25 protein-coding genes and 1 tRNA gene are annotated in these 25,128 nt (G+C 69.8%); 11 read left to right on the forward strand and 15 right to left on the reverse strand.

Annotated elements, in window-relative coordinates; translation table 11 throughout:
* Positions 1 to 5: 5 nt before the first annotated feature.
* Positions 6 to 1,220 carry an acyltransferase gene (locus LXB15_RS16695; protein ID WP_233949516.1) on the reverse strand — a complete coding sequence of 405 codons (1,215 nt, stop codon included), beginning with the start codon at positions 1,218 to 1,220 and terminating at the stop codon, positions 6 to 8.
* Between the two features lie 202 nt (positions 1,221 to 1,422).
* Between LXB15_RS16695 and LXB15_RS16700 the strand changes: the two genes are divergently transcribed.
* The 4 genes from LXB15_RS16700 (at position 1,423) to LXB15_RS16715 (ending at position 4,283) form a co-directional block, all read left to right on the forward strand.
* Positions 1,423 to 1,890, forward strand: coding sequence for a DUF2948 family protein (locus LXB15_RS16700; protein WP_233949517.1), 468 nt, complete (start codon positions 1,423 to 1,425; stop codon positions 1,888 to 1,890).
* Between the two features lie 60 nt (positions 1,891 to 1,950).
* Positions 1,951 to 3,243: a histidinol dehydrogenase gene (gene hisD / locus LXB15_RS16705; protein WP_233949518.1), complete on the forward strand. Its 1,293-nt coding sequence runs from the start codon at positions 1,951 to 1,953 to the stop codon at positions 3,241 to 3,243.
* A gap of 7 nt (positions 3,244 to 3,250) precedes the next feature.
* Positions 3,251 to 3,739: a UPF0262 family protein gene (locus tag LXB15_RS16710; protein WP_233949519.1), complete on the forward strand. Its 489-nt coding sequence runs from the start codon at positions 3,251 to 3,253 to the stop codon at positions 3,737 to 3,739.
* Between the two features lie 91 nt (positions 3,740 to 3,830).
* Positions 3,831 to 4,283, forward strand: a complete 453-nt coding sequence (locus LXB15_RS16715) for a low molecular weight phosphatase family protein (RefSeq protein ID WP_233949520.1) — start codon at positions 3,831 to 3,833, stop codon at positions 4,281 to 4,283.
* 11 nt (positions 4,284 to 4,294) lie between these two features.
* Here the strand turns inward: LXB15_RS16715 and yihA are convergent, their stop codons facing one another.
* From yihA to rpmH, 5 genes are read right to left on the reverse strand one after another with little or no spacing between them, the layout of a single operon-like run.
* A complete protein-coding gene (gene yihA, locus LXB15_RS16720; protein ID WP_233949521.1) occupies positions 4,295 to 4,978 on the reverse strand; it encodes a ribosome biogenesis GTP-binding protein YihA/YsxC in 684 nt (227 codons plus the stop codon).
* Positions 4,975 to 5,613 carry a CatB-related O-acetyltransferase gene (locus LXB15_RS16725; protein ID WP_233949522.1) on the reverse strand — a complete coding sequence of 213 codons (639 nt, stop codon included), beginning with the start codon at positions 5,611 to 5,613 and terminating at the stop codon, positions 4,975 to 4,977. The genes yihA and LXB15_RS16725 overlap by 4 nt, the downstream gene beginning before the upstream one ends.
* A gap of 56 nt (positions 5,614 to 5,669) precedes the next feature.
* Positions 5,670 to 7,490 carry a membrane protein insertase YidC gene (gene yidC, locus LXB15_RS16730; RefSeq protein WP_233949523.1) on the reverse strand — a complete coding sequence of 607 codons (1,821 nt, stop codon included), beginning with the start codon at positions 7,488 to 7,490 and terminating at the stop codon, positions 5,670 to 5,672.
* Positions 7,490 to 7,879 (reverse strand): ribonuclease P protein component, encoded by a 390-nt coding sequence (rnpA, locus tag LXB15_RS16735; protein ID WP_370640239.1) that lies wholly within the window; start codon positions 7,877 to 7,879, stop codon positions 7,490 to 7,492. Before rnpA ends, yidC begins: the two co-directional genes overlap by 1 nt.
* Before the next feature lie 29 nt (positions 7,880 to 7,908).
* Positions 7,909 to 8,043: a 50S ribosomal protein L34 gene (rpmH, locus tag LXB15_RS16740; RefSeq protein WP_163042899.1), complete on the reverse strand. Its 135-nt coding sequence runs from the start codon at positions 8,041 to 8,043 to the stop codon at positions 7,909 to 7,911.
* Positions 8,044 to 8,305: 262 nt separating this feature from the next.
* On the opposite strand from rpmH, the gene LXB15_RS16745 reads away from it, so the two are divergent.
* The 5 genes from LXB15_RS16745 (at position 8,306) to LXB15_RS16765 (ending at position 13,310) form a co-directional block, all read left to right on the forward strand.
* Positions 8,306 to 9,109: a TVP38/TMEM64 family protein gene (locus tag LXB15_RS16745; RefSeq protein WP_233949525.1), complete on the forward strand. Its 804-nt coding sequence runs from the start codon at positions 8,306 to 8,308 to the stop codon at positions 9,107 to 9,109.
* 5 nt (positions 9,110 to 9,114) lie between these two features.
* A complete protein-coding gene (locus LXB15_RS16750; RefSeq protein ID WP_233949526.1) occupies positions 9,115 to 10,542 on the forward strand; it encodes an NAD(P)/FAD-dependent oxidoreductase in 1,428 nt (475 codons plus the stop codon).
* A 66-nt stretch (positions 10,543 to 10,608) separates the two neighbouring features.
* On the forward strand, positions 10,609 to 12,108 hold the full coding sequence (locus LXB15_RS16755) for a HAMP domain-containing sensor histidine kinase (RefSeq protein ID WP_233949527.1): 1,500 nt from the start codon (positions 10,609 to 10,611) through the stop codon (positions 12,106 to 12,108).
* A gap of 166 nt (positions 12,109 to 12,274) precedes the next feature.
* Positions 12,275 to 12,351, forward strand: a tRNA-Arg gene (locus LXB15_RS16760).
* Between the two features lie 383 nt (positions 12,352 to 12,734).
* On the forward strand, positions 12,735 to 13,310 hold the full coding sequence (locus LXB15_RS16765) for a cation transporter (RefSeq protein WP_233949528.1): 576 nt from the start codon (positions 12,735 to 12,737) through the stop codon (positions 13,308 to 13,310).
* 119 nt (positions 13,311 to 13,429) lie between these two features.
* On the opposite strand, the gene LXB15_RS16770 is transcribed toward LXB15_RS16765, so the two are convergent.
* From LXB15_RS16770 to dsbD, 5 genes are read right to left on the reverse strand one after another with little or no spacing between them, the layout of a single operon-like run.
* Complete coding sequence (locus LXB15_RS16770; protein WP_233953216.1) at positions 13,430 to 14,038, reverse strand: DsbA family protein; 609 nt, start codon at positions 14,036 to 14,038, stop codon at positions 13,430 to 13,432.
* Positions 14,039 to 14,040: 2 nt separating this feature from the next.
* Positions 14,041 to 14,748, reverse strand: a complete 708-nt coding sequence (locus LXB15_RS16775) for a L,D-transpeptidase (protein ID WP_233949529.1) — start codon at positions 14,746 to 14,748, stop codon at positions 14,041 to 14,043.
* A gap of 34 nt (positions 14,749 to 14,782) precedes the next feature.
* Complete coding sequence (locus LXB15_RS16780) at positions 14,783 to 15,463, reverse strand: L,D-transpeptidase (RefSeq protein ID WP_233949530.1); 681 nt, start codon at positions 15,461 to 15,463, stop codon at positions 14,783 to 14,785.
* A 1-nt stretch (position 15,464) separates the two neighbouring features.
* A complete protein-coding gene (locus tag LXB15_RS16785; RefSeq protein WP_233949531.1) occupies positions 15,465 to 16,265 on the reverse strand; it encodes a TlpA disulfide reductase family protein in 801 nt (266 codons plus the stop codon).
* The gene (gene dsbD, locus LXB15_RS16790) at positions 16,262 to 18,160 is read right to left on the reverse strand and encodes a protein-disulfide reductase DsbD (protein ID WP_233949532.1); all 1,899 of its coding nucleotides are present in this window, start codon (positions 18,158 to 18,160) and stop codon (positions 16,262 to 16,264) included. Before dsbD ends, LXB15_RS16785 begins: the two co-directional genes overlap by 4 nt.
* A 109-nt stretch (positions 18,161 to 18,269) precedes the next feature.
* Between dsbD and LXB15_RS16795 the strand changes: the two genes are divergently transcribed.
* Together LXB15_RS16795 and LXB15_RS16800 are read left to right on the forward strand one after the other, a co-directional pair.
* Positions 18,270 to 18,929 carry a response regulator transcription factor gene (locus LXB15_RS16795; RefSeq protein ID WP_233949533.1) on the forward strand — a complete coding sequence of 220 codons (660 nt, stop codon included), beginning with the start codon at positions 18,270 to 18,272 and terminating at the stop codon, positions 18,927 to 18,929.
* On the forward strand, positions 18,929 to 20,263 hold the full coding sequence (locus tag LXB15_RS16800) for an ATP-binding protein (RefSeq protein WP_233949534.1): 1,335 nt from the start codon (positions 18,929 to 18,931) through the stop codon (positions 20,261 to 20,263). The genes LXB15_RS16795 and LXB15_RS16800 overlap by 1 nt, the downstream gene beginning before the upstream one ends.
* A gap of 160 nt (positions 20,264 to 20,423) precedes the next feature.
* Here LXB15_RS16800 and LXB15_RS16805 read toward each other — a convergent pair whose 3' ends face one another.
* From LXB15_RS16805 to znuA, 4 genes are all read right to left on the reverse strand, one after another.
* A complete protein-coding gene (locus LXB15_RS16805; protein ID WP_233949535.1) occupies positions 20,424 to 21,056 on the reverse strand; it encodes an NAD-dependent dehydratase in 633 nt (210 codons plus the stop codon).
* A gap of 48 nt (positions 21,057 to 21,104) precedes the next feature.
* Positions 21,105 to 22,160, reverse strand: a complete 1,056-nt coding sequence (locus tag LXB15_RS16810; protein WP_233949536.1) for an MBL fold metallo-hydrolase — start codon at positions 22,158 to 22,160, stop codon at positions 21,105 to 21,107.
* Between the two features lie 28 nt (positions 22,161 to 22,188).
* Positions 22,189 to 23,814, reverse strand: a complete 1,626-nt coding sequence (locus LXB15_RS16815; protein ID WP_233949537.1) for a GMC family oxidoreductase — start codon at positions 23,812 to 23,814, stop codon at positions 22,189 to 22,191.
* 193 nt (positions 23,815 to 24,007) lie between these two features.
* A complete protein-coding gene (znuA, locus tag LXB15_RS16820; protein ID WP_370640124.1) occupies positions 24,008 to 25,060 on the reverse strand; it encodes a zinc ABC transporter substrate-binding protein ZnuA in 1,053 nt (350 codons plus the stop codon).
* Positions 25,061 to 25,128 lie beyond the last annotated feature (68 nt).

A 25,128-nucleotide genomic window follows, 5' to 3' on the forward strand; every position in this document is an offset into this window, starting at 1 on the left:
GGCGCTCAGTCGGCGGCTGACAGGCCGGCGCGGCCGGAGAGCGTGCGCTCCACCCGCGCTGCGCGGGCCCGCCTCTCGCGCAGGCGCCGGCCGAGCGCCATGCCCGGCCGCTCGACGAAGCGCCAGGTGAGTGCGCTGAAGACCAGGGTGCCGCCGACGATCAGGCAGAGCGCCAGCAATGCCTGGCCCTCGCTCGCGCCGAGCAGGCGCTTGCCGTCGACGCCGGTCGAGAAGATCGACCAGCCGGTCTTGCCGGCCACCACGGTGGCGACGTTCTCGACGCGCGAGATGACGAAGGCGTGGGTGAGATAGACCGAGTAGGAGACGAGGCCGAGATAGGTCGCGGGCCGCGACCGCAGCAGGCGGCTGACCAGTCCGCCCTCGTGGGCGAAGACGTAAAGCGCGAAGGCGAAGACGAAGGGCGCGGCCAGCGACAGGATGGTGCCGCCCAGCGCCGTGACGAACACCGCGACCATCGTCACGGCGGCAAGCTCCGTCAGCGTCCAGACGAGGCGCTGGTCGGCCGGCACGACCGGCTCGCTACGCGGCCAGAGCACCAGCCGGACGATGGCGCCGAGCGAGAAGCCGACCAGGCAGCGCAGCCAGCCGTAGCCCACCGTCGTGTCGATGGTCCCCTCCGCAGCGCCGATGACGACGATGCCGGCGACGATGCAGACCGCCATCAGCGGCAGCAGCGCGCGCGGCGCCGTGACCACCACCAGCGCGAACAGGCCGTAGGCGAGGAGTTCGGCCGAGATGCTCCAGCTCGGATAGTTCCAACCGAGCGTGTCGAGGACCCCGAAGGAATGCGTCATCAGGAGATTGTGGACGAGCGCCACCGGCCCGTTGCCGGCCTGGAACGCTTCGCCGGGACCGCGGGTGAGATACAGGAACAGCTCGAACCCGACGAACAGCGCCAGCATGAAGAGGTGCAGCGGATAGACCCGGAACAGGCGGCCGCGCAGGAAATCGAACCCGTTCCGCTTGTCCCGGAGGCTGTCGTGGAAGGCGTGCGCGATGACGAAGCCGGAGAGGACGAAGAAGAAGTCGACGAACAGGAAGCCGTGGCGGAAGAAGCTCGACGCGTAGACCGCGCCCGAGACCGGGGCATGGAACAGCACCACCAGGAGGGCGCAGATGCCCCGCAACCCGTCGAGCGCCTGGAACCGCGCGGCCGTCGGGCGGAGCTGGCCTTCGAAACCACCGCGTTCGTCCTGCATCTGAACTCGTCCCGCAATCGCTTCGTCTCGTCGCCCGCGACGATAGACGCAAAGGGTTAACGCCCGCTCATGCGCCGCTCGCAGGGGCGGCAGACGCGACCGCTTGCCCGGGTTGCGTTGTTATCGCCGCCGGCTGCTCTATGTGCGGCGCGTCATGCTGACACGGGGCGGTTCGCCCCCAGGAAACGGATAGCCGCGCGACATGGACCAATTGCGCCTTCTCGCCGTCGACGCCGACGACCTTGCGATCATCTCGGCGCATTGCCAGGACGCCGTCGTCAAGCTGAAGGATTGCCACTTCCGCGCCCACACCGGGCAGTTCGTCATGGAGATGAATCGCTTCGTCTGGGAGGCCGCGCGGGAGCGCAAGCGCTTCCGGGTGTTCGCAAGGTCCAGCTACGAGCGCCGGCGGGCGGTCATGCATTTCGACCGGGTGCGGCAGGTGCAGCGGCTCAATCTCGATCTGGCGGCGAGCGACCAGGTGCTGGTGCTCCTCGCCATCCGCTTCACCGAGACGACGGCGCCGTCAGGGACCGTCGAGCTTGTCTTTGCCGGCGGCTCCGCGATAAGGCTGGACGTCGAGGTGATCGAGGCGCAGCTCGCCGATATCGGCGGCTCCTGGAGCACCGACGCCCGCCCGGATCACGATCGTCCCGACCCCGACGCCTGAGGCGCGGACCGTCGCGCGACGCCGTCGCGACGGGCGACAGAGGAGAGAGGGGTTGCCGCGGTGCCATCGAGACTGAACAGCTCGGATGCCGGATTCGAGGCCGATTTCCGTGCCCTGCTCGGTGCCAAGCGCGAGGCGGCCGCCGACGTGGATGACGCCGTCCGCGACATCATCGCCCGCGTGCGCAGCGAGGGCGATGCGGCGCTGATCGACCTGACCGCACGCTTCGATGCCCTCGAACTGACCGCCTCGACGCTGCGGGTGGACGCGGCGGAGATCGAAGCGGCCTATGCCGCCACCGCGCCAGAGACGCTGGCAGCCCTGGAACTCGCGCATGCCCGGATCAGCAGCCATCACGAGCGCCAGCGCCCGGCCGACGACCGCTATGTCGACGCGATCGGCGTCGAACTCGGCAGCCGCTGGAGCGCGGTGGAATCGGTCGGGCTCTACGTGCCCGGCGGCACGGCGAGCTATCCGTCTTCGGTGCTGATGAACGCTATCCCGGCGAAGGTCGCCGGGGTCGAGCGGATCGCCATGGCCGTGCCGGCGATGCGCGGCGCGCTGAACCCACTGGTGCTGGCGGCAGCAAGGTTCTGCGGCGTCGACGAGATCTACCGGATCGGCGGCGCCCAGGCGATCGCCGCCTTCGCCTACGGCACCGAGACGATCCCGGCTGTCGCCAAGATCGTCGGTCCCGGCAATGCCTATGTCGCGGCCGCCAAGCGCCGGGTCTTCGGCACGGTTGGCATCGACATGGTGGCCGGGCCCTCGGAAATCCTGGTGATCGCCGACGGCGACAACGATCCGGACTGGATCGCGGCGGACCTGCTCAGCCAGGCCGAGCACGACGCCGCGGCGCAATCCATCCTGATCACCGACGATGCCGCCTTTGCCGATGCCGTCGCCGGCGCCGTCGAGCGCCAGCTCGGGCAGCTGTCGCGCGGCGAGACGGCTCGGGCGAGCTGGCGGGACCATGGGGCGATCATCCTGGTGCCGAGCCTCGATGCCGCCCCTGCCCTGTCCGACCGGATCGCGCCGGAGCACCTGGAGCTCGCCGTCGAGGATCCCGAGACGCTGTTTGCCCGGCTGCGCAACGCCGGCGCGGTGTTCCTCGGCCGGCACACGCCGGAGGTCATCGGCGACTATGTCGGCGGCTCGAACCACGTGCTGCCGACCGCCCGCTCGGCGCGGTTCTCCTCCGGCCTTTCGGTGCTCGACTTCGTCAAGCGCACCTCGTTCCTGAAGCTCGGGCCGGACCAGCTGCGTGCCCTCGGGCCGGCGGCGATGGAACTTGCCCGCGTCGAGGGTCTGGATGCGCACGGGCGCTCCGTCTCCATCCGGCTGAATCTCTGAACCGGCGATGGCACCGAACGAATCCTCAGAAGGCGGCCGGCTGATCGACGTCGAACTCGACGAGACGATCGGCCGCGCCACGCCCGACGTGGAGCACGAACGCGCCGTGGCAATCTTCGACCTGATCGAGGAGAACCATTTCGTGCCGGCCGGCGCCCCGGCGGACGGGCGCTTCAAGCTGAAGCTGTCGCTCGCCGACAAGCGCCTCGTCTTCGACGTGCAGGACGAGGCGGGCCAACCGGTCGCCACCCACATCCTTTCGCTCACCCCGTTCCGGCGGGTGATCAAGGACTATTTCCTGATCTGCGACAGCTATTACGAGGCGATCCGCAGCGCGACCCCGCAGCAGATCGAGGCGATCGACATGGGCCGGCGTGGCATCCACAACGACGGGTCGCAGACGCTGATGGAGCGGCTGAAGGGTAAGATCGAGGTCGATCTCGATACCGCCCGCCGTCTGTTCACGCTGATCTGCGTCCTGCACTGGCGGAGCTGAGCGCCGTGGCGCGGGGGAGCGGAATCACGGCGATTTCCGGCCCTGCGGCTTCCGCGCGTTCGTCAGGCGCGGCGGCGGCCGGGATGCGCCCATGAGCGAGCCGAGCGACGCCAAGCCGCTGCCGCGTTCGGTGCTCTTCGTCTGCGGCATGAACGCCATCCGCTCGCCGATGGCCGAGGCCCTCGCCCGCTCGATCCTGCCGGCCTCGGTCTATATCGCCTCGGCCGGCGTCCGCAGCGGCCAGCGCGACCCCTTCGTCGACATCGTCCTGTCCGAGCAGGGGCTGGACCTCGGGGAGCGGCGGCCGCAGCGCTTCGAGGATCTCGAGGACAGCTATTTCGACCTGATCGTCACCATGGCGCCGGAGGCCCATCACGTCGCGCTCGACGCGACCGGTACCTCCGCCGTCGACGTCGAGTTCTGGCCGATGCCCGACCCGTCCGCCGTCACCGGCAGCCGCGAGCAGATCCTCGATGCCTATCGCGACGTGCGCCGGCGCATCGAGGAGCGGATCCGCCAGCGCCTGCTGCCTCCCGGCGGCTGAGCGCCGCGGCGTCAGTCCGCCAGTGAGGCGATCTCGGCCTTCAGTTCGTCGAGGCCGACGGTCTTTTCCGACGAGGTGGCGAGAATGCGGGGAAACGCCGCCGGGTGGCGGGCGATCCCGAGGGCGGTCTCCGCGAGCAGCTTCTCCACCGCCGGCGGCTTGATCTTGTCGATCTTGGTGAGGACGATCTGGTACGAGACCGCCGCCTTGTCGAGCAGGTCCATGACGTCGGCGTCGTTCTTCTTGATGCCGTGCCGCGCGTCGATCAGCAGGAAGACCCGCTTCAGGCTCGCCCGGCCGCGCAGATACGAGAAGACGAGGCGCGTCCAGGCGTCGACATTGTCCTTCGGCGCCTTGGCATAGCCGTAACCCGGCATGTCGACGAGGGCGATCGGCGGCAGTTCCAGCGTCTCGCCGCCGTAGCCGTCCGGCACGAAGAAGTTCAGCTCCTGCGTCCGGCCCGGCGTGTTCGAGGTCCGCGCCAGGCCCTTCTGGCCGAGCAGGGCGTTGATCAGCGACGACTTGCCGACATTCGAGCGGCCGGCGAAGGCGATCTCCGGCGGGCCTTCCGGCGGCAGGAACTTCATCGCCGGCACGCCGCGCACGAACACCCACGGGCGGGCGAAGAAGCGGTGGTCGGCCGGCGGCGGCGCCTCGATGGCCGGCCCTTCGGCGTTCTCGTTCGTGACGCTCATCGGGCGGTCTCCAGTGCTTCGACATCGCCGCCCCGGATCAGGTCGAGGTTGCGGGTGATCTTCTCGGCGGACCAGTTCCACCAGGCGACGGCCCTCAGACGCTCGACCGTCTCCTGGTCGAAGCGCCTTCGCACTTCGCGCGCGGGATTGCCGGCAACGACAGTATACGACTCGACGTCACGCGATACGACAGCAAGGCTTCCCACGATGGCGCCGTCGCCGATCGACACGCCCGGCAGGACGGTCGCCCACTCGCCGATCCACACGTCGTTGCCGACCACCATATCGCCCCGCACCCCGGCGACGATCGTGGCGACGTCGAAGCCACGTTCCCAACCGTTGCCGAAGATGTTGAACGGATAAGTGGAGAGCCCGGTCATCGCATGGTTGGCGCCGTTCATCACGAACCGCACGCCCGACCCGATCGCGCAGAACCGCCCGATCACCAGACGATCACCGAGGTCCGGATAGAGGTGACCGACGCAGGCCTCGACGAACCGTTCCGGGCCGGCAGGGTCGTCGTAATAGCTGTAGTCGCCGATCTCGATCTGGGGATGGTCGACGAGCGGCTTGAGGAAGCCCACCCGCGCCTGCCCGGCCATCGGATAGGGATCATTCGGATCAGGACCGTGCATCGAGGATCACTCCCCTCGGTGGCCGGCGGACCGCGCCCGCCGCCCGGGCGCGGTGATCAGCTCTCCGGCGCCTTCTTCCGGAACATGCCCCTGATATTGTCCCACAGCTCGATCTTCGTACCGTTGCGCTTCATGATCACGCTCTGCTGCAGGATCGACAGGAAGTTGTTCCAGGTCCAGTAGATCACCAGGCCGGCCGGGAACGACGCCAGCATGAAGGTGAAGATCACCGGCATCCAGGTGAAGATCATCTGCTGCGTCGGGTCCGGCGGCGTCGGGTTGAGGCGCATCTGCACGAACATCGTGATGCCCATCAGGATCGGCCAGACGCCGACCATCAGGAAGGTCGGAACGTCGATCGGGATCAGCCCGAACAGGTTGAACAGGCTGGTCGGGTCAGGCGCGGCCAGATCCTGGATCCAGCCGAAGAACGGCGCGTGACGCATCTCGATCGTCACGTAGAGGACCTTGTAGAGGGCGAAGAACACCGGAATCTGGATCAGGATCGGCCAGCAGCCGGCCGCCGGATTGATCTTCTCCTCCTTGTAGATCCGCATCATCTCCTGCTGCTGCTTCTGCTTGTCGTCCTTATAGCGCTCGCGCATCTCCATGATCTTCGGCTGCATGTTCTTCATGCGCGCCATCGACTTGTAGGATTTGCTGGCCAGCGGGAAGAACACCAGCTTCAGCACGACGGTGACGGCGAGGATCGCGAAGCCGAAATTGCCGAACAGGCGATAGAACCAGTCGATCGCGTGGAACATCGGCCGGGTGATGAAATAGAACCAGCCCCAGTCGATCAGCTGGCCGAACTGCTGGATGTCCAGCGTGTCCTCGTAGCTGTCGATGACGTCGACAACCTTGGCGCCGGCGAAGGTGCGGCGGGTCGTGACAGCCGACTCGCCCGGCGCCAGCGTCAGCGGGTCGGCCACGTACTCCGTCTGGTAATGCGGCCGCTGCCCGTCGAGATAGAGGAAGCGTGACTGGAACGGCCGGCCGCCCTCGGGGACCAGCGTCGTCGCCCAGTACTTGTCGGTGATGCCTAGCCAGCCGCTGGACGCCTGCGGCGGCGTGTAGCGCTGGTCGTCCTCGATTGCCGAGTACTTGACCTCTGAGAGCCCGTCCTCGCCGAAGACGCCGAGAAGCCCCTCGAAGAGCACGTAGGTGGATGCGACCTCGGGCTTGGAATAGCGCGTGACTCGGCCGTAGGGCGACAGCGTCACCGGCGCTTCGCCGGCGTTCTGGACGGTGTCTTCCACCGTGAACATGAATTTGTCGTCGACGGAGATCTGCCGCGTGAAGGTGACGCCCGCGCCGTTGGTCGCGGTGAGGGTCACCGGGGTGGAGGGCGTCAGCGTCGCGCCCTCTTCCGCCTGCCATACGGTCGCGGGACCGGGCAGCGTTCCGGCGTTCTGCCCGAGATAGCCGAACTCGGCGAAATAGCCGGTCGTCAGCTGTTCGGGCGACAGAAGGACGATGGTCGGCGATTCATCGTCGACGGTCTCGTGATAATTCTTCAGTCGCAGATCGTCGAGGCGGGCGCCGGTCAGGTTGATCGAGCCGGACAGGGCGGGCGTATCGATCGGTATTCGCTCGCTTGCGGCAAGGGCCTGCTCGCGGCCCAGCGATTCGGGGGCGACCACTTCGCCGCTGGGCACGACGCTCTCGCGTCCGGCTGGAGCTGCGACCTGATCCTGCGGCGTTCCGGCCGGCGTCTGCGGCGTCTGCAGCGACCCCGGATTTTGCGGCGCGGCGGTTTCGCTCGTCTGGATCTGTCGCTGCGCCTCCATGCGCGGCGCCACCACCAGGAACTGCCAGCCCACCAGCACGGCGATGGACAGCGCCATGGCGATCAGGAAGTTGCGGTTGTTCTGCATCAGTCAGACCCCGATCGACGCTCCGGATCGCGCCGTTTGGCCGTCGCCGGCGCGCCTTGCGGCTGTTTCGTGCGGGCAAGCCGCCGGGACAGCTCGTCCTTCAACGCGGCGAAGGGCATGTCGTGGACCTCGCGGCGGGCGACGATCACATAGTCGTAGCCGGGGACCATGTCGGCCTCGGCGCCAAGCCGTAGCGCCTCGCGCAGCCGGCGGCGGATACGATTGCGCACGACCGCGTTGCCGACCTTCTTGGTGACGGTCAGCCCGACGCGCGGTTCGGTCCCGTCGCCCCGGTCGCGCGCCTCGACGAAGAAGCAGGGACCGTTCAGACGCCGGCCCCTGCGCGCCGCCAGAAACTCGGCGCGCTTGCGCATTCTGCCCACGGCCATCGGACGCTCGTCCAACGGCCGGCGTCAGATCAGGCCGACAGCCGCTTGCGACCGCGGGCGCGGCGCGCCGCGATCACCTTGCGGCCACCGGTGGTGGCCATGCGGGAGCGGAACCCGTGACGGCGTTTACGGACAAGGCGGGACGGCTGATAGGTACGTTTCATCGTGGCGATTCCGCGCCCGATTGCGCGGCCCTTCGTCGTTTCCAAGAATGGATGTCGGGGCGAAAAGCGAGCGCGCATCCATTGTCGCGCGGACGCTGCCCGCTCGTATGGAGGCTTATTGGAAGAGCCGGCCGCAAAAGTCAATCGCCGCCTGGCGGCCGCCGGCCGGTTCAATCCGGCGTGATCGCCCCGACGATCGCGTCATCGCCCTTGCCGACCGGCGGTCGGTGACCAACCTGCCAGCCTGAAAGCCGGTCCGCAAATGTCGCCACGCCATCCCCTTGCAGAACCAGAGAGCGCGGACACGGCCCACGAGGCCAGTCCGCGGCCGACCCTTTGGCGTTTTGCGCCGCTCGCGATCATCGTCGCGGCGTTGGCGGCCGCCTATGCCGCCGGGCTGCACCGGCACATATCGCTGCACGCGTTTCTCGAGAGCCGCGAATCGCTGCGCGATCTGGTGATGGACCACGTCGTCATCGCCTCGGCCGGCTTCGTCGCGGGCTATGCGATCCTCGTCGCCGTCGCCTTTCCGGCGGCGGCGATCTTCACCGTGGCGGGCGGCTTCCTGTTCGGCTGGCTGCTCGGCGGCACACTGACGGTGATCGGCGCGACGATCGGCGCCACCGCGCTGTTCCTCGCCGCCCGCTACGCCTTCGGGGACGTGCTGCGCCGGCGCGCCGGCGGTTCGCTCGCCCGCTTCGCCGAAGGCTTCAGGGACGACGCCTTCGCCTATCTCCTCGTCCTCAGGCTGACGCCGGTGCTGCCTTTCGTCGCCGTCAACCTCGCGCCCGCCTTCTTCGACGTGAAGCTGCGGACCTACGTCGCCAGCACCTTTCTCGGCATCATTCCGGGCTCGATGGTCTATGCCTTCCTCGGCAGCGGCATCAACCAGGCACTGGCCAAGGCCGGCAAGGGCGAGATCACGCTGGCGAAGCTGGTGACGATGGACATGACCTATGCGCTGATCGGCCTCGGCGCGCTCGCGGTGCTCGGCCTCGTGCTGAAGAAGACCTATCTCAGGAACCGGCGACCCGGCACTGCGCCGATCGAGACGCAAGGAGACTGACGCCGATGGCGGAGATCCTGACCCCCGACATCTGCGTCATAGGCGCCGGCTCCGGCGGCCTGACCACCGCCGCGGCGGCTGCGGCTTTCGGCGTCCCGGTTGTGCTGATCGAGCGCGGCCGCATGGGCGGCGACTGCCTGAACTATGGCTGCGTGCCGTCCAAGGCACTTCTCGCGGCGGCGCACCATGCCGCGTCGGTCCGCGAGGCGCCGCGCTTCGGCATATCGACGGGCGAGCCGCGGATCGACTTCGCCGCGGTGCAGCGCCATGTCGCCGAGGTGATCGCGGCGATCGCGCCGAACGATTCGGTGGAGCGCTTCGAGGGACTGGGCGTCACCGTCCTCCAGGCGAGCGCCGCGTTCGTCGACGCGCGGACCGTCTCCGCGGGCGGCCGGCTGGTGCGGCCGCGCCGCTTCGTCATCGCCGCCGGCTCCTCGCCGCTGGTGCCGCCGATCGAGGGTCTGGCGGCGACGCCGCATCTCACCAACGAGACGATCTTCGGCCTGACCACCTGCCCCGACCATCTGGTGATCATCGGCGGCGGGCCGATCGGCCTCGAAATGGCGCAGGCGCACCGCCGGCTGGGGGCGAAGGTGACGGTGGTCGAGGGCGAGACCCCGCTCGGCCGGGAAGACGCCGATCTCTCCGCCGTTGTGCTCGACAGGCTGCGGGCCGAGGGCGTCGCGATCGAGGAGCGTGCCCGGGTGGTCCGCGCCGGCGGCGAGGCCGGGCGGATTCGCGTCGACATCGAGCGCTGCGACGGCTCGACCGAGACGATCGAGGGCTCACACCTCCTCGTCGCCGTCGGCCGCGCCCCCAATGTCGCGGGACTGAATCTCGAGGCGGCGGGTATCGACTACAACAGGCACGGCATCACCGTCGGCCGCGACCTGCGGACCAGCAACCGGCGGGCCTACGCCATCGGCGACATCGCCGGGGGCCCGCAATTCACCCATCTCGCCAATCTGCATGCCGGGCTGGTGGTCCGCGCGATCCTCTTCCGCCTGCCGATCCGCACGCCGCGCGACACGCTGCCGCGCGTCACCTATACCGACCCGCCGCTCGGCCAGGTCGGCCTCACTGCGGTCGAGGCCGATGCCCGGGGCATCAACGCCGATGTGCTGACCTGGCCCTATAGCGACAACGACCGCGCCCAGACCGAGCGCCGGACCGAGGGGCTGATCAAGCTGGTGATCGGGCGGCGCGGGCGGCTCGTCGGAGCAGGCGTTGTCGGCCATGCCGCCGACGAGATCACCAATCTCCTGTCGCTGGCGATCGGCAAGGGCCTGACGGTCGCGGACCTCAGGGATTTCGTCTCGCCCTACCCGACGCTCGCGGAAATTGGCAAACGCGCCGCGACTTCCTACTATGTTCCCTATACGCGGCGCCCCTTCGTGCGCCGCGCCATCGCCCTTCTGCGGCGGTTCGGCTGAGGCTGCCGGGGGGACCGGCGATGGCCCTCTCCGGGGCCTGACGAAGGGCGAAGGGGACGCACTTCATTGCAGCAATCGGTCGACAGCCCCGCCGGCGACCCGGCGCCGGTTCCGATGCCCGCGCGCGGCGGCCGACGGCGGCTATCCCGGCGCCTGCTGCTGATCACCATGCTGGCGGTGATGCTCGCCGAAGTGCTGATCTTCGTGCCGTCGATCGCCAATTTCCGCGAAGGCTGGCTCGAGGCGAAGCTGGAGACGGCCGCCGTGGCGGGCCTCGCCTCGCAGGGCAGCGAAGCGGAGGGCGACGCGACGCTGGAGGCCGACCAGGGCACCGGCCTGCTGGTCGCCCTCGACGCCATGCTGGTGGCGATCATCGAGGGCGGCGCGTCGCGGTTGATCGCCAGGGCCGAGACCATCGACGTCGCCGATCTGCAGGTCGACCTCGCGGACCGCAACCCGGTCACGATGATCGTCGGCGCCTTCGACACGCTGCTGCTCGGCGGCGACCGCACGATGCGCATCTCCGGCCCGGTCGGCGACGGATCGCTGGTCGCGGAGGTGGTGATGTCGGAGCGGCCGCTGCGGCGGGACATGCTGATCTATTCGCGCAACATCCTGTTCCTGTCGCTGGCGATCGCCTCGTTCGCCGCGCTCCTCGTCTACGCCGCGATCAGCTTCTACCTGGTGCGGCCGATCCAGGCGATGACCGGCGCGATGATCCGCTTCGGCGAGAACCCGGCCGACCCCGGCCGGATCATCCAGCCGAGCGGGCGGGGCGACGAGATCGGCACGGCCGAGGCGCAGCTCGCCGACATGCAGGCGCGGCTCGCCGGGACGCTGCGCGAACAGCGCCATCTTGCCGATCTCGGCCTCGCCGTCGCCAAGATCAACCACGACCTGCGCAACATCCTCGCCTCGGCGCAGATGGTCTCCGACCGGCTGGCCGACGTGCCCGACCCGCGCGTCCAGCGCGTCGTGCCGCCGCTGGTGCGCAGCCTCGACCGAGCGCTGGCCTACACCCAGTCGGTGCTCTCCTACGGCCGCGCCATCGAGAGCCCGCCGGCCAAGCGGGCGGTGCGGCTGGCACGGCTGGTGGACGACGTGTTCGAGGTGGTGGCGCCGCCGGAAGGCGTCCCAATCGAACTCGTCAACGCCGTCCCGGAAGCCCTGGAGATCGCCGTCGACCCGGACCAGTTCCACCGCGTGCTGGTCAATCTCTGCCGCAATGCCGTCCAGGCGCTGGAAGGCGACGCGGCCGACCTGCCCTCGCTGGTGCGCCGGGTCACCGTCGACGCCCGGCCGGAGCCGCCGGACGAGGTACTGATCAGCATCGAGGATACCGGGCCGGGCCTGCCGGCGCGGGCGCGGGACAATCTCTTCAAGGCGTTTCAGGGCTCGGCCCGCACCGGCGGCACCGGGCTCGGCCTCGCCATCGTCGCCGAGATCGTCCAGGCGCATGGCGGCCGGATCGCCCTGGCCGAGCGTCCGCTGCCCGGCACGCGCTTCGAGATCCGCATGCCGGGGCGCGTCGCAGACGGCGAGGCCGGGCCGTCGCGCGCCGGCTGAGGAGGCACGACAACCACGACAACGGGCCAGCTGCCCCTCGGGACCGGCAAGGAGCCCGGCGTCCGACGCCTCGAAAATCGTCCGGCGTCTGCTTGCATTCGCCGGCCGTAGCGGCTAGTTAGCCCGGCATCGGCACAGGGCGCTCGCCTTCGAGCGTGTGCCGAGCGCGCCCGTAGCTCAGCTGGATAGAGCACCAGACTACGAATCTGGGGGTCAGAGGTTCGAATCCTTTCGGGCGCACCATTTTTCACCATTTCGGACAAGACTGCGCTCGACGGGCCTCGTCTTGTGCCAGTCTCCTGCCAGCACCTCGGCACGGCGTGGAGAAGGCCAACGAGACGTTCCAGGCCGCCGGCTGGATCTTCTTGGTCCTATGACGGGTCCATGATCCTTGTTCGGCTGGCCGCGAGGCCTGTGACCACGCCGACGGGGCGCAGCGGGACGCGTCGCCGCGCGAGGTCCCTGCCTCCCATGGGCCGTACGAAGGCACGATCCGCCTTGCGGCAACGGCCTCGCCCCAGCAGTCTCGCCCGATTTCGACGCGATTGGCATGGGATGGCAGATACCGTTATCCGCATATCCGCGACGGCTGGCTTTCCAGCGAGATCTGCAGGCAATCTGAACCCATGAGTCTTCGCCGCGTCGTCCTGACCGTCGCCCTGCTCAACCTCGCCTATTTCGGGGTCGAGTTTGCCGTGGCGCTGTCCATCGGCTCGGTCTCGCTGTTTGCCGACAGCGTCGATTTCCTCGAGGATGCCTCGATCAATCTGCTGATCTTCTTCGCCCTCACCTGGACGGCGACGAGCCGCGCCCGTGCCGGCATGGTCATGGCTGGAATCCTGCTGATCCCGGGCCTTGCCCTGCTCTGGGCGCTGTGGGGGAAGTTCACCCATCCCGTGCCGCCGGAACCCTTTGCGCTGTCGCTGGCCGGCGCCGGTGCCCTCGGCGTCAACCTGTTCTGCGCCTTCCTGCTGGTGCGGTTCCGGTCGCACGGCGGAAGCCTGACGCGGGCGGCGTTCCTCTCGGCCCGTAACGATGCGGCCGCCAATGTCGCCATCATCGGGGCAGGCCTGGTCACCGCCTATCTCTGGCGATCGGTCTGGCCGGACGTGATCGTCGGCCTCGCCATTGCGGCCATGAACATCGATGCGGCCCGCGAGGTGTGGGAAGCCGCCCGCGAGGAGCACAAGGCGGTTGCCTGAAACCCCGGCCGTCCGGGAAACCGGTGTGCCGCGGCTCCGGGGCCCGGGGCGAAAGCCGGACCCGTGAGGTCCGGCGGCGCGCCTTTCCGGGCGCCGCCAATCGCGGTGGCGGCGCCGCGTCAGCCGGCCCTTGCCTGGGCGACGGCCTGCTTCATGTCGGCCGGCGCCACCACGCCCGGGAACAGCACCGTGCCGATGACGTAGGCCGGCGTGCCCATCAGCCCGAAATTCTCCGCCTGGGCGCTGTTGCGCTGGAGGATGCCGTTGATCCTGTCGCTGTCCGCGTCATAGGCGGCGTTGAGCGCCGCGATCTTGAAGCCGGCCTCGGTCAGCGCCGTCTCGACCTGTTCCGGGGTCAGCCGTCCGGGCGTCGCCATCAGCGCCGCCAGTGCCTTCGGGTGATGCTGCCCGGCGGCAAGCGTGAGGCGGGAGGCATAGAGCGAGGCCGGCCCGAAGATCGGCCAGTCCTTCATCACGTGGCGGATGCCGCCGTCCTCGCGCACCAGCCTGGCGACCTCGGGATGCGCCCGCTTGCAGTAGGGGCACTGGTAGTCGAAGAACTCGACGATGGTAACGTCGCCGTCCCTGTTGCCGAGCACCGGCACCTCGGGATCGAACAGCACGGCCTCCTTCGACATCGGATCGGGCGCGGCGGACGCGGTCCGGGCGATCAGCGGCGTCGCGCCGATCGCCAAAGTTGCGATCAGCAGGCTGCGACGGTCGATCATGGTCATGTCGGGTCTCCTTCTGGGTTAGATTGCGCCCGGCCATCCGGCCCGAGCACCACGATCCGGGTTTTCGGCGGCACCCGCCGGTTGAGATCGATGACGTCCTGGTTGAGCATGCGGATGCAGCCCGAGGAGACGGCCTGGCCGATCGACCATTCCTGGTTGGTCCCATGGATGCGGTAGAGCGTGTCGCGTCCGCCCTTGAACAGGTAGAGGGCGCGGGCGCCCAGCGGATTCTCGATGCCGCCCTCCATGCCGTCGCGCAACTCCCCGCCGTATTTGTCCGGCTCGCGCTTGATCATGTCCTGCGTCGGCGTCCAGCGCGGCCATTCCGCCTTGCGCTCGATGATCCCCTCGCCGGTGAACTCCAGGCCAGCCTTTCCGACGCCGACGCCGTAGCGCATCGCCTTGCCGTCCTCCATGACGAGATAGAGGAAGCGCGCATGCGGATCGACGACGACCGTGCCGACCGGCTCGTCGGTGGCGTAGTCGACCACCTGCCTTATGTTGCGCGGGTCCATGCGCTTGGGATCGACGGCGGGAATGTCCCAGCCGTCGTCCGCCACCGCCCCGTACATCTGCGCGATCCGCGGATCGGTCGGCGGCGGGGTCGGGGCGTAGGCGATCGGTGTCGGGTCGGTCGTGGAACAGGCGGCGAGCGCCAGTCCTGCGACCACCAGCATGGCGGCGCGCGGCAGGGTCTTCAGCATCTTTGTCTTCCTGGGTCTGTTCGAGGGACGGCGCCTAGGCGACGGGTTCCGATGCGCTGCGCACCACGACCTCGGCGCCGACGGGCACCCGGGTCTCGAGGTCGATGACGTCCTGGTTGAACATCCGGATGCAGCCGGACGACACCGAGCGGCCGATCGTCGCCGGCTCGTTGGTGCCGTGGATGCGATAGTAGGTGTCGCGGCCGCCGCGGTAGAGATAGAGGGCCCGCGCCCCGAGCGGATTGCCGAGCCCGCCTTCCAGGCCGCCGGCATAGGGGCCGAAGCGGTCGGGCTCGCGCTTCAGCATGTTGGGCGTCGGCGTCCAGCCGGGCCATTCGGCCTTGCGGGCGATCGTGGCGTTGCCGGCAAAGGCAAAGCCCGCCTTGCCGACCCCGACGCGGTAGCGCATCGCCTTGCCGTTCTCCTCGACGAGATAGAGGAAGTGCGCGGCCGGATCGACGACACTGGTGCCCGGCGCTTCCGGGCCATAGAAGTCGACCAGCTGGCGGACGTTCTCGTCGGTGAGATGCGCAGCGGGGATGGCCGGCAGGGCGCGGCCATGGTCCTCGAAGGCGGCATAGCGGGGGTCGCTGGCCGCGGCCGGCGCGGCATAGCCGAGCGCGGACCGGGACAGGTCGCCGGCGGTCGAGCAACCGGCCATCATGAGCAGCGTCACGGCCAGGAGGCCATGGCGATGGAAGCTTGTGAAAATCATGTCAATTCGCCTTGGCGCTGTCGATTCCCGCCGCGAGGGCTTCGCGCGAGATCTCTCCGAAATGCAGCGAGCGGAGGGTGCCGCCCGCGTCGAGGAACAGCGTCGCCGGATAGCCGGAGACGCCGTAATGCCGTGCCAGCGCATAGGCCGGGTCCAGCAGCACATGGTCGATGGCGAGGTCGGCGCCGGCCAGGAACTGAGACACCGCCTGCGCACCTTCGCCCTGGTTGGCGAAGACGAACGCCGCGTCGTCGCGCTCCGCAGCCATCGTCGCCATCATCGGCATCTCGCGCCGGCACGGCGGGCACCACGAGGCCCACAGGTTGAGGACCACCGGCTTGCCGGCGAAGTCGCCCAGGGAACGGTCGGCGCCCTCCAGCGCGACGAAGCTGCCGGCGGGCGCGGCGACGGCGCTGCTCGCGGCGACCAGCTGCCATGCGGTATTCCAGACCACGAACGCGCCGGCCAGAGCCCCGATCGACCAGGCCCGCAGCCGAGCGTCCCGGAAGACGTAGAGCGTGGTGAGCAGCGCAGCCGCGAGCCCGGCCCCCACCGAGAAGCCGCCCTCCCGGATGCTGAAGACGCGCAGCGGTTCGGGCGCGAAAGTCTCCCAGTGCAGGGCGACATGCCCCAGCCGGGCGGCGACCAGACCGATCGCCACCACGGCCAGCGACCAGTTGCCCAGCCGGCCGTCGACGCGGCGCGTGAGGAGGGCGGCAACTCCGAGGAACACCCCGAAGGCGATGATGGCGGCGAGGCGGTCGCCGGCGAAGACCAGCGGGCCGAGGGTCAGGGCGGTCACGTCAGCTGCCTCCCGCGCGGCGGATGCGCTCGAGGAAGGCCTCGGCGGCGATCTCGCCGACGACGCGCGACCCGGGCGCCTCCGCGCCATCGGGGTCGAGGAAGAGCATGGTCGGCGGCCCGACGACCGACAGCTCCGACATCAGCGCGGTGGACCCCGGCCTGCTCGTCGGTGACGTCGACCTTCAGCAGCCGGTAGCCGCCGAGCCGGGCCTCGACCCGCGGATCGTCGAACACCTCGCGCTCGATCACGTCGCAGCTGACGCACCAGTCGGCGGTGAAATACAGCAGCGTCGGCCGGTCGCCCGTGGCGATCGCCGCAGCCACCGCAGCCGGCGATTGGGCGGTGTCGAAGGACAGCCGTTCGGCCTTGCGCGCGGCGCCGTTCGAGGCGAGCGGCGCCAGCGGATGCAGGGGATCGTTCGCGCCGGCCACCGCGCCGACGGCCAGCGTTCCGCCATAGATCAGCGCCAAGACGCCCGCCGTCTGGCCGAGCCGCCGCACGATGCCGCTCTGGCCGCTGCTGCCGCCGAGCCCGCCCAGCGCCACCCCGACGCCGATCAGCAGCGTCGCCCAGAGCCACAGCGCGACGACGGGCGGCAGGATGCGGGCGATCATCCAGATGGCCAGCACCAGGAAGGCGATGCCGAAGCCGCGGGTGACCGCCTGCATCCAGGGCCCGGCCCTGGGCATGATGCCGGCCCCGAACGTGCCGAAGGCGACCAGCGGCACGCCCTGGCCGAGGCCGAGGGCGAAGAGCGCCGCGGCACCGAGGCCGACATCGCCGGTCTGGCCGATATAGATCAGCGCGCCGGCGAGCGGCGCCGTCACGCAGGGGCCGACGATCAGCGCCGAGGTGAAGCCGAGCGCGGCGGTCGAGCCGATCCCGCCCCGCCCCGGCGTGGCGCCGGCGACGGCGTTGGTCCAGGCGCTCGGCAGCCGCAGTTCGAACAGGCCGAACATCGACAGCGCAAGCCCTACGAAGACCAGCGAGACCGCAACGATCGCGGGTGTCGACTGCAAGGCCATCTGCAGATTCTGGCCCGACCAGGCCGCGACCACCCCGAGGAGGCCGAAGGCGGTGGCCATGGCCAGCACGTAGACCGCGGAATGCCGCAGGCCGCGCCCGGCCGACGGGCGGCCCGCCTGCCGTCCGAGCTGGGCGGCGAGGATCGGATACATCGGGAAGACGCATGGGGTGAAGGCAAGGCCGAGGCCGAGCAGGAAGAACATGGCGACCGCCCAGGCGGCGCCGCCGTCGTCGAGCAGGGAAGTCACGAGGCCGCCTGAGGCGCCGTCGATGCGGATCCCGGAGCCGGCACCCGTGCCGGTGCCGGGCAGCGGAAGATTGCTGACCTGCGTGCTGCCGCCGGCCTCGCGGAGGGCGCCGCGGAAGCCGTCCGCTGTCGATGCGAGCCGTTCCGCTGCGCCGCCTGCGGCGAGCGCCGGCGTCTGCCGGGGATCCGGGGACCCTGCCGGCAGTCCGGCCAGCGCGATCGTCCGCGTCACCGGCCGGTAGCAGATGCCGTCCTCCTGGCATCCCTGGAACGAGACCGCGATCTGTGCGGCGCCGGCCGGGGCCGTGGCAAGCGTCGCGGTCGCGACCTGGTGAAACACCTCCATGGTGCCGAAATTCGGATCGTCCTTTGGCTCGCCGCGCGGCATGTCGAGCACGAGGTCATCGCCGGCCGGGGTCGCCGCCGCAATCCTGTCGCGATAAAGGTAATAACCATCCGCAATCGCCCAGCGCAGTTCGACGCCGCTGGCGGCGGTCGCCGTGCTGGTCAGCGCGAAGGCCTGGTCGACCGGCAGCGGCTCCGGCTGGGCGCGGGCCGCCAGCGGCGCACCGATGGTGGCGGCCATGACGGCCGCGGCCAGGAAACGTCTGATCGCCATGAATTTCTCCGGTCGACTGCTCGGACCGGGTGGTCGGCCGCCAAGCTTAAGGCAGCCTTAAGGTGCGTCGGCAGGATCGCCGTCGTCGGCAGCAATGACGGGAGCAGGCATGCGCATACTGATCGTCGAGGACGACGACATCATCGGCAACGGCCTCAAGGTCGGGCTCGGCATCAGCGGCTTCACCGCCGACCTCGCCGATTGCTGCGAGGCCGGCGAGGCCGCGCTGGCGGTCGGCGGATTCGACGCCGTGGTGCTCGACGTCATGCTGCCCGACGGATCCGGCCACGACATGCTGGCGCGGCTGCGCGGGCGCGGCGACACGACGCCGGTGCTGCTGCTGACCGCCCTCGACGCGCTGGGCGACCGGGTGAAGGGCCTCGACGGCGGCGCCGACGACCATCTCGGCAAGCCGTTCGAGCTGGACGAGGTGGCGGCGCGCCTGCGGGCGCTGATGCGCCGCGGCGCCACGCGCCCCGACAGCTGCCTCGAATGGGGCGGCGTGCGGCTCGACCCGGCGACGATGACGGCATCGAGAGAGGGCGCCGAGATCCGCCTGTCGCGGCGCGAGTTCGCCATCCTCCACGCGCTGATGCAGCATCCGGGCGCGATCCAGTCGAAGCCGCAGCTGGAGGAGAAGCTCTACGGCTTTGACGAAGGCGTCGAGAGCAATGCCGTCGAGGTGCACGTCCACAATCTGCGGGGCAAGTTCGGCAGCCGCTTCATCGAGACGCTGCGCGGCGTCGGCTACCGTCTGCGGGAAGCCTGATGCGCGGCTCGCTGAAGGGGCGCCTGTTCGCCATCCTGGTCCTCGCCACCGGGCTGGTCTGGGCGCTCGCCACCGTCTGGATCTATGTCAGCACGCGCGCCGAGGTCGAGCACGTGCTCGATGCGAGGCTAATGGAGGCGGCGCGGATGGTCTCCTCGCTGGTCGACAGCCAGGATATCGACGTCGCGGTCGCCTCGCTCGATCGCCCGGCGCCGCCGGTCCGGACCGGCGCTTCGTACGAGCGTCAGCTTTCCTGCCAGATCTGGTCGCTGACCGGCTCGCTGATCGGCAAGTCGGACGGCGCCCCGGAGACCCGCCTGTCGGATCACCGGGACGGGTTTTCCGAGCGCGAGATCGATGGCGAGACGTGGCGCGTCTTCGCCGTCGAGAATCAGGCGCTCGGCATCCAGGTGCTGGTCGGCGACAATCTCGACATCCGCGCCCGGCTGGTGCGGGACGTGGTGAAGGGGCTGCTGCTGCCGATGGCGCTGGTGGTGCCGGCGCTGGGAGCGCTGATCTGGTTCGGCGTCGGCCGGGGCATGCGGCCGCTCGACGAGCTGGCCGAAGGCCTGCGACGCCGAAAGGCGGACGATCTGCATCCGATCTCCGCCGACGCGGCGGCGGCGGAGATCCGCCCCGTCGCCACTGCCCTTAACGGCCTGTTCGAGCGGGTGCGCGAGACACGGGAGCGCGAGCGCGTCTTCCTCGCCTACGCCGCCCACGAACTGCGCACGCCGCTCGCCGGCCTGAAGACGCAGGCGGAGATATCGCTGCGCACCGACCGGGAGGACGTCCGCCAGGCGGCGCTCGCCCAGATCGTCACCGCCGTCGACCGGACCTCGCGCCTGGTGCGCCAGCTGCTCGCCACGGCGGAAGCCGAAGCCGTCGGAGCGGCAAGTGGCGACGATCTGGTGGACCTTGCGCGGTTCCTGCGGTCGATGGCGGCCGAGCATTCGGCCCAGGCCGAGCTGCGCGGCATCCGCCTCGAGCTCCTGCCGCCTGCCGCGGCCGTCGTCGTGCGGGCCAGCGAGCCGCTGCTGGCGCTGGCGCTCCGCAACATCGTGGAGAACGCCATCAACCACTCGCCCCCCGGCGCCGTGGTGACGGTGAGCTGGTCGGCGGAGGCGATCGTCGTCGAGGACCAGGGGCCGGGCATGCCGGAGAACGAGATCGCGCGCGCGACGGAGCGGTTCTTCCGGGGCTCGGCCCGATCGCCGGTCGGCAGCGGCCTCGGCCTCAGCATCGCCGCGCTCTGCGCCGAGCGGATCGGGGGAACGCTGCTCCTCGAAAACCGTCAGCCGCACGGGCTGCGGGTCGCGCTCCGCCTGGTCTAGGGACGAAAGAGCGGCGCCGGCAGCAGCCGGTCCGCGAGCACGGGTCAGGACGGCGGATGGTCTCGAGCGACCGGCGGTTTCCGCGGGCCGGGATCGAGGGCCTCGGCGCCCAGGATCGGCCGCCGGTGCGCGCCTCTCGCTCGATCGGCGATGCTTAACGTTACGCGAGCGCCTTCGACGCCACCACGTGGACGCCCGGCCGGGCATCGGCGGCGGCCGCGACGATGGCGTCGGCGATCCGGTCGGCAGGATTGATCCGCAGGGATCGCGGCAGGATCGGGCCGAGGGTCCGCAGGGCGAGCGAAGCGGCTTTCTCGGCGGGACGCGGCTCCGGGCGCTCGCCGCCGATGAGGCCCGGACGGACGAAGGTGAGCGATGGAAAGCCCAGGGCCGCGAGGTCGTGCTCCAGCTCGCCCTTCACCCGGTTGTAGAAGAATCGCGAGGAGGCCGACGCCCCGTGCGCTGTGACGACGACGCAGCATGCTGCGCCATGGGCACGCGCCATGCTTGCTACACGCAGCGCCAGATCGTGGTCGACGTGCCGGAAGGCCTCCTGCGACCCTGCCTGGCGGATCGTCGTGCCGAGCGCGCAGATCACCGCGTCGACCGCCCACCAGTCGGCGTCCGGCGGCAGGGCGTCGAAGTCGACGACCGGCGCCAGGAGTTTTGCCGCCGGGGCGATCGGACGCCTCACCGGCGCGACGATCGCGGTGAAGCGCGGATCGCCGACGAGCCGGCCGAGGACGAGGCCTCCCACCAGCCCGGTCGCGCCGACGAGAAGCACCCTGGTCATGGCGCGGCCCCCGAGCGCGGCAGGGACGGCGCTGCCGGGACCCGCGGCCTACGCATGGGTCCAGACCTGGCCGGGGCGGGCGGCGACGAAGCGCTCGGGCGCGATACCGCGGGCCTGCAACGCCGCCGCCAGCTCCCGTGCCGGCGCGTCGACGGCCTCGTCGGTCAGCTGGAACGTGCCCCAGTGACAGCCGAGCGCGTGCTTCGCGCCGAGGATCTCGAAGGCAAGCACGGCTTCCGCGGGATTGATGTGCTGGTCCTGCATGAACCAGCGCGGCGCGTAGGCGCCGATCGGCAGCAGCGCCAGGTCGATCGCCTCGGCGTTGGCCGCCGCCTGGCGGAACTGCGCCCCGTCGCCGAAGCCGGTGTCGCCGGCATAGTAGACAGTCCGGCCGGCCAGCCGCAGCGTGAAGGCGCACCAAAGGGCGCGATTGCGGCTGCCTGGACCGCGCGTCGACCAGTGGCGGGCGGGCTCGAGACGGACCGATGCGCCCTGCCCGAGCTCGACCCCGTCGCCCCAGTCAGCCGTCACGATCCGCATGCCGCGCTCGCGGCCGCGGATGACGCGGTCGTTGCCGAGCGGCGTCACGAAGAGCGGCGCATCGCGCTCGAAGACGCGCAGCAGGGTGGCACGATCCAGATGGTCGTAATGGTTGTGGCTGACCAGCACGACATCGATCGCCGGCAGGTCGTCGAAGGCGATCCCCGGGACGTTCCTGCGGCGCGGCCCGGCAAAGGCGAGCGGGCTGGCGCGCTCGGACCACACCGGGTCCACCAGGATGTTGAGGCCGCCGCCCTGGATGAGGAAGCTGGAATGGCCGACGAGGACGACCCGCAGCCCGGCATCGACCCGCGACGGCGGGCGGTCGAGCGGAAAGGGGCTGGGATAGCCCTCCGGCCATTCGGTACGCTCGCCGCTCCACTGCCAGCGCAGCAGGTCCCGAAGGCCCTTCGCCGGCGCGTTGTCCGGATTATGGAAGCGTTCGCCATCGAAATGGTCGCTCACCGGATACGGGCCCGCCGCGGCGCCCTGGGCACTGGCCGATGTCGTCGCCAGCAGCGGGAGGGCGCCGACCAGCTTGATCATGGCGCGGCGATCGAGCATGCAACGTCCCATTCTGTCATGCGTGGCGTCATCGGACTTTGCCGTCCGCCAACATCATCCGCGCCGCCTTTTCCGCGATCATGATCGTCGGCGAATTGGTGTTGCCGGAGGTGATGGTCGGCATCACGGAAGCGTCGGCGACCCGCAGGCCGGCGATGCCGCGCACCCGCAGCCGCTCGTCCAGTACCGCCATCGGGTCGTTGTCCGGCCCCATTTTCGCCGTGCCGACCGGGTGGAAGATCGTCGTGCCGAGGTCGCCGGCGGCAACCAGCATCTCCTCCTTCGAGGCGACATGGGCGCCGGGCTTGTATTCTTCCGGCCGGTAGGGCGCGAGCGGCGGCTGGGCGACGATGCGGCGGGCCCATTCGAGGCTCTCGACCGCCACCTCGCGATCCTCATCGGTCGAAAGATAGTTCGGATCGATCTCCGGCGGGTGGTCAAAATCCGGGCCGGACATGTGGATGCGGCCGCGGCTGGTCGGCCGGAGGTTGCAGACGCTCGCCGTGAAGGCCGAGAATTTGTGCAGGCCGGCGCCCCAGTCGTCGAGCGACAGCGGCTGGAAATGGAACTCCAGATTGGCCGTGGCGTAGCGGGGGCCGGACTTGACGAACGCGCCGACCTGGCTCGGCGCCATGGTCAGCGGCCCGTGGCGGCGCAGCGCGTAGTCGACGCCCATCATCGCCCGACGGAAGAGATTGGCGTATTCGGAATTCAGCGTCTTGATGCCGTGCACCTTGTAGATCGGCCGGATCTGCAGATGGTCCTGCAGATTCTCGCCGACCCCCGGCAGATGATGACGGCATTCCAGCCCGTGGGCGCGCAGGCGCTCGCCGTCGCCGATGCCGGAGCGCTCGAGGATCAGCGGCGAGCCGGCGGCGCCGGCGGACAGCACGATCTCGCCCCGCGCCCGCGCCTCGATCGCCTCGCCGTCCCTGCGGTAGTGGACCGCGACGGCGCGGCCGTCCTCGATCGCCACCTTCTCGATGAGCACGCCGGTGGCGACGGTGAGGTTCGGACGATGCAGCACCGGCTTCAGGAAGCCGCGCGCCGCGCTCCAGCGCCGGCCGCCCTTCTGGTTCACCTGGAAATAGGCCGAGCCCTCGTTGTCGCCGGTGTTGAAGTCGACGATCTTCGGCACCCCCGCCGCCTCGGCGGCATCGCGCACGCGGTCGAGAATGTCCCAGCGGATGCGCGGGTGCTCGACCCGCCATTCGCCGCCCGCGCCGTGGAACTCGCTCGACCCGTCGACATGGTCCTCGATGTCCCTGAACACCGGCAGGACGTCGTCCCAGCCCCAGCCGGCGAGGCCCAGCTGGCGCCAGTGATCGTAGTCGGCGGCCTGGCCGCGCATGTAGATCATGGCGTTGATCGCCGAGGAGCCGCCCAGCGTCTTGCCGCGCGGATAGGCCAGCGCCCGGCCGTTCAGTCCCGCCTGCGGCACCGTGCGGAACATCCAGTCGGAGCGCGGATTGCCGATGGCGAAGAGGTAGCCGACCGGGATGTGGAACCAGATCCAGTTGTCCTTGCCGCCGCCCTCCAGCAGCAGGACGCGGTTGCGCGGATCGGCCGACAGGCGGTTGGCGAGCACGCAGCCCGCCGATCCGGCCCCCGCGACGATGTAGTCGAATTCCTCGATCGTCCGATCGTCGGCCATGCCGCTTCCCCTCGCCCGTTCCGCCATCGGCCGGATCACCGCGGGGAGACCGCGGCCCTCGTCATCCGGCCGACGGAGCCCAACGGCTTTAGCGCGACGGGGCGTTGCGGCTCAATGGGCCGACTTGCGTCCCCACGCTTCTGTGACCGTGCCGCGGAAGCGCGCAATGAAGGACCGAAGCGCGCCCGGCCCGTCAGCTTGGGTCGGCAAGGCAGTCGCGCATCGATGCCGCCATGGTCTCGATCAGCTGGAAGTACAGCTCCGGCCCGTCGGCAATATCGGCGCCGAGCGGGTCGAGCCGGCCGGTGCGGGCGTCGGTGCCCTCGGTCACCATCGAGATGATGCGCGGCTCGAATTGCGGTTCGGCGAAGACGCAGGTGGCGCCGAGTTCGCGCACGCGCGCCTGGATCTCCGCGACCCGCTCGGCACCGGGCGGCGTTTCGGGATTGATGGTGATCGAGCCGGACGCCTCGAGCCCGAAGCGGTGCTCGAAATAATGATAGCCGTCGTGGAAGACGATGAAGCCGCGGCCCTTCACCGGCTCGAGCTCGGCCTGCACCTTTTCCGTCAGCGCGTCGAGGCGCTGGTCGAGCGCGGCGGTGTTGGCCGCATAGCGCGCGGCGTTGTCCGGATCGGCCGCAGCGAGGGCGTTCTCGATCGCCCCGGCGAGCGCCTTGGCGTTCTGGGGGTCGAGCCAGACATGCGGATCGAACTCGCCATGCTCATGACCGGCTTCTCCCGCCTCGTGTGCGTGGTCGTGCGGCTCCTCTGCGGCGGCCTCGTGGGCATGATCATGTTCCGCGCCGGCCGCCTCTTCCGCATGGGCGTGCTCATGCGCCCCGCCCGCTTCCGCCGCCTCGTGCCCCTCGTGCGCGTGGTCGTGCTTCTCGAACGCGCCGCCTTCGCGGAAGGGCAGAAGCTCCAGGCCCGGCGCATCGATCAGCGACACGGACGTGGCGCCGGCGCCGATCGTCTCGATCGGACGCTCCAGGAAGGTCTCCAGTTCGTGGCCCATCCAGAAGATCAGGTCGGCCTGTTCCAGATCCGCGGCCTGCGACGGCTTCAGCGCGTAACTGTGCGGCGAGCCGGCGCCGGCGACGATCAGCGACGGCTCGCCGACGCCTTCCATCACCGCCGCGACCAGCGAATGCAGCGGCTTGATGGAGACGACCACATTCGGCGCGGCCGCGGCGATGCCGGCCGTGGCGAGGAGCAGCGAGGTGGACAGGGCAAGCAGGCGGACCATGCGGATCTCCAGAGGATGTTTTGTTATCACGTTACATTGTTGCGTAATGCTATAACGTATGAAATATG

Origin of the sequence: Aurantimonas sp. HBX-1, assembly GCF_021391535.1 — a bacterium.
Classification (GTDB): Bacteria; Pseudomonadota; Alphaproteobacteria; order Rhizobiales; family Rhizobiaceae; genus Aurantimonas.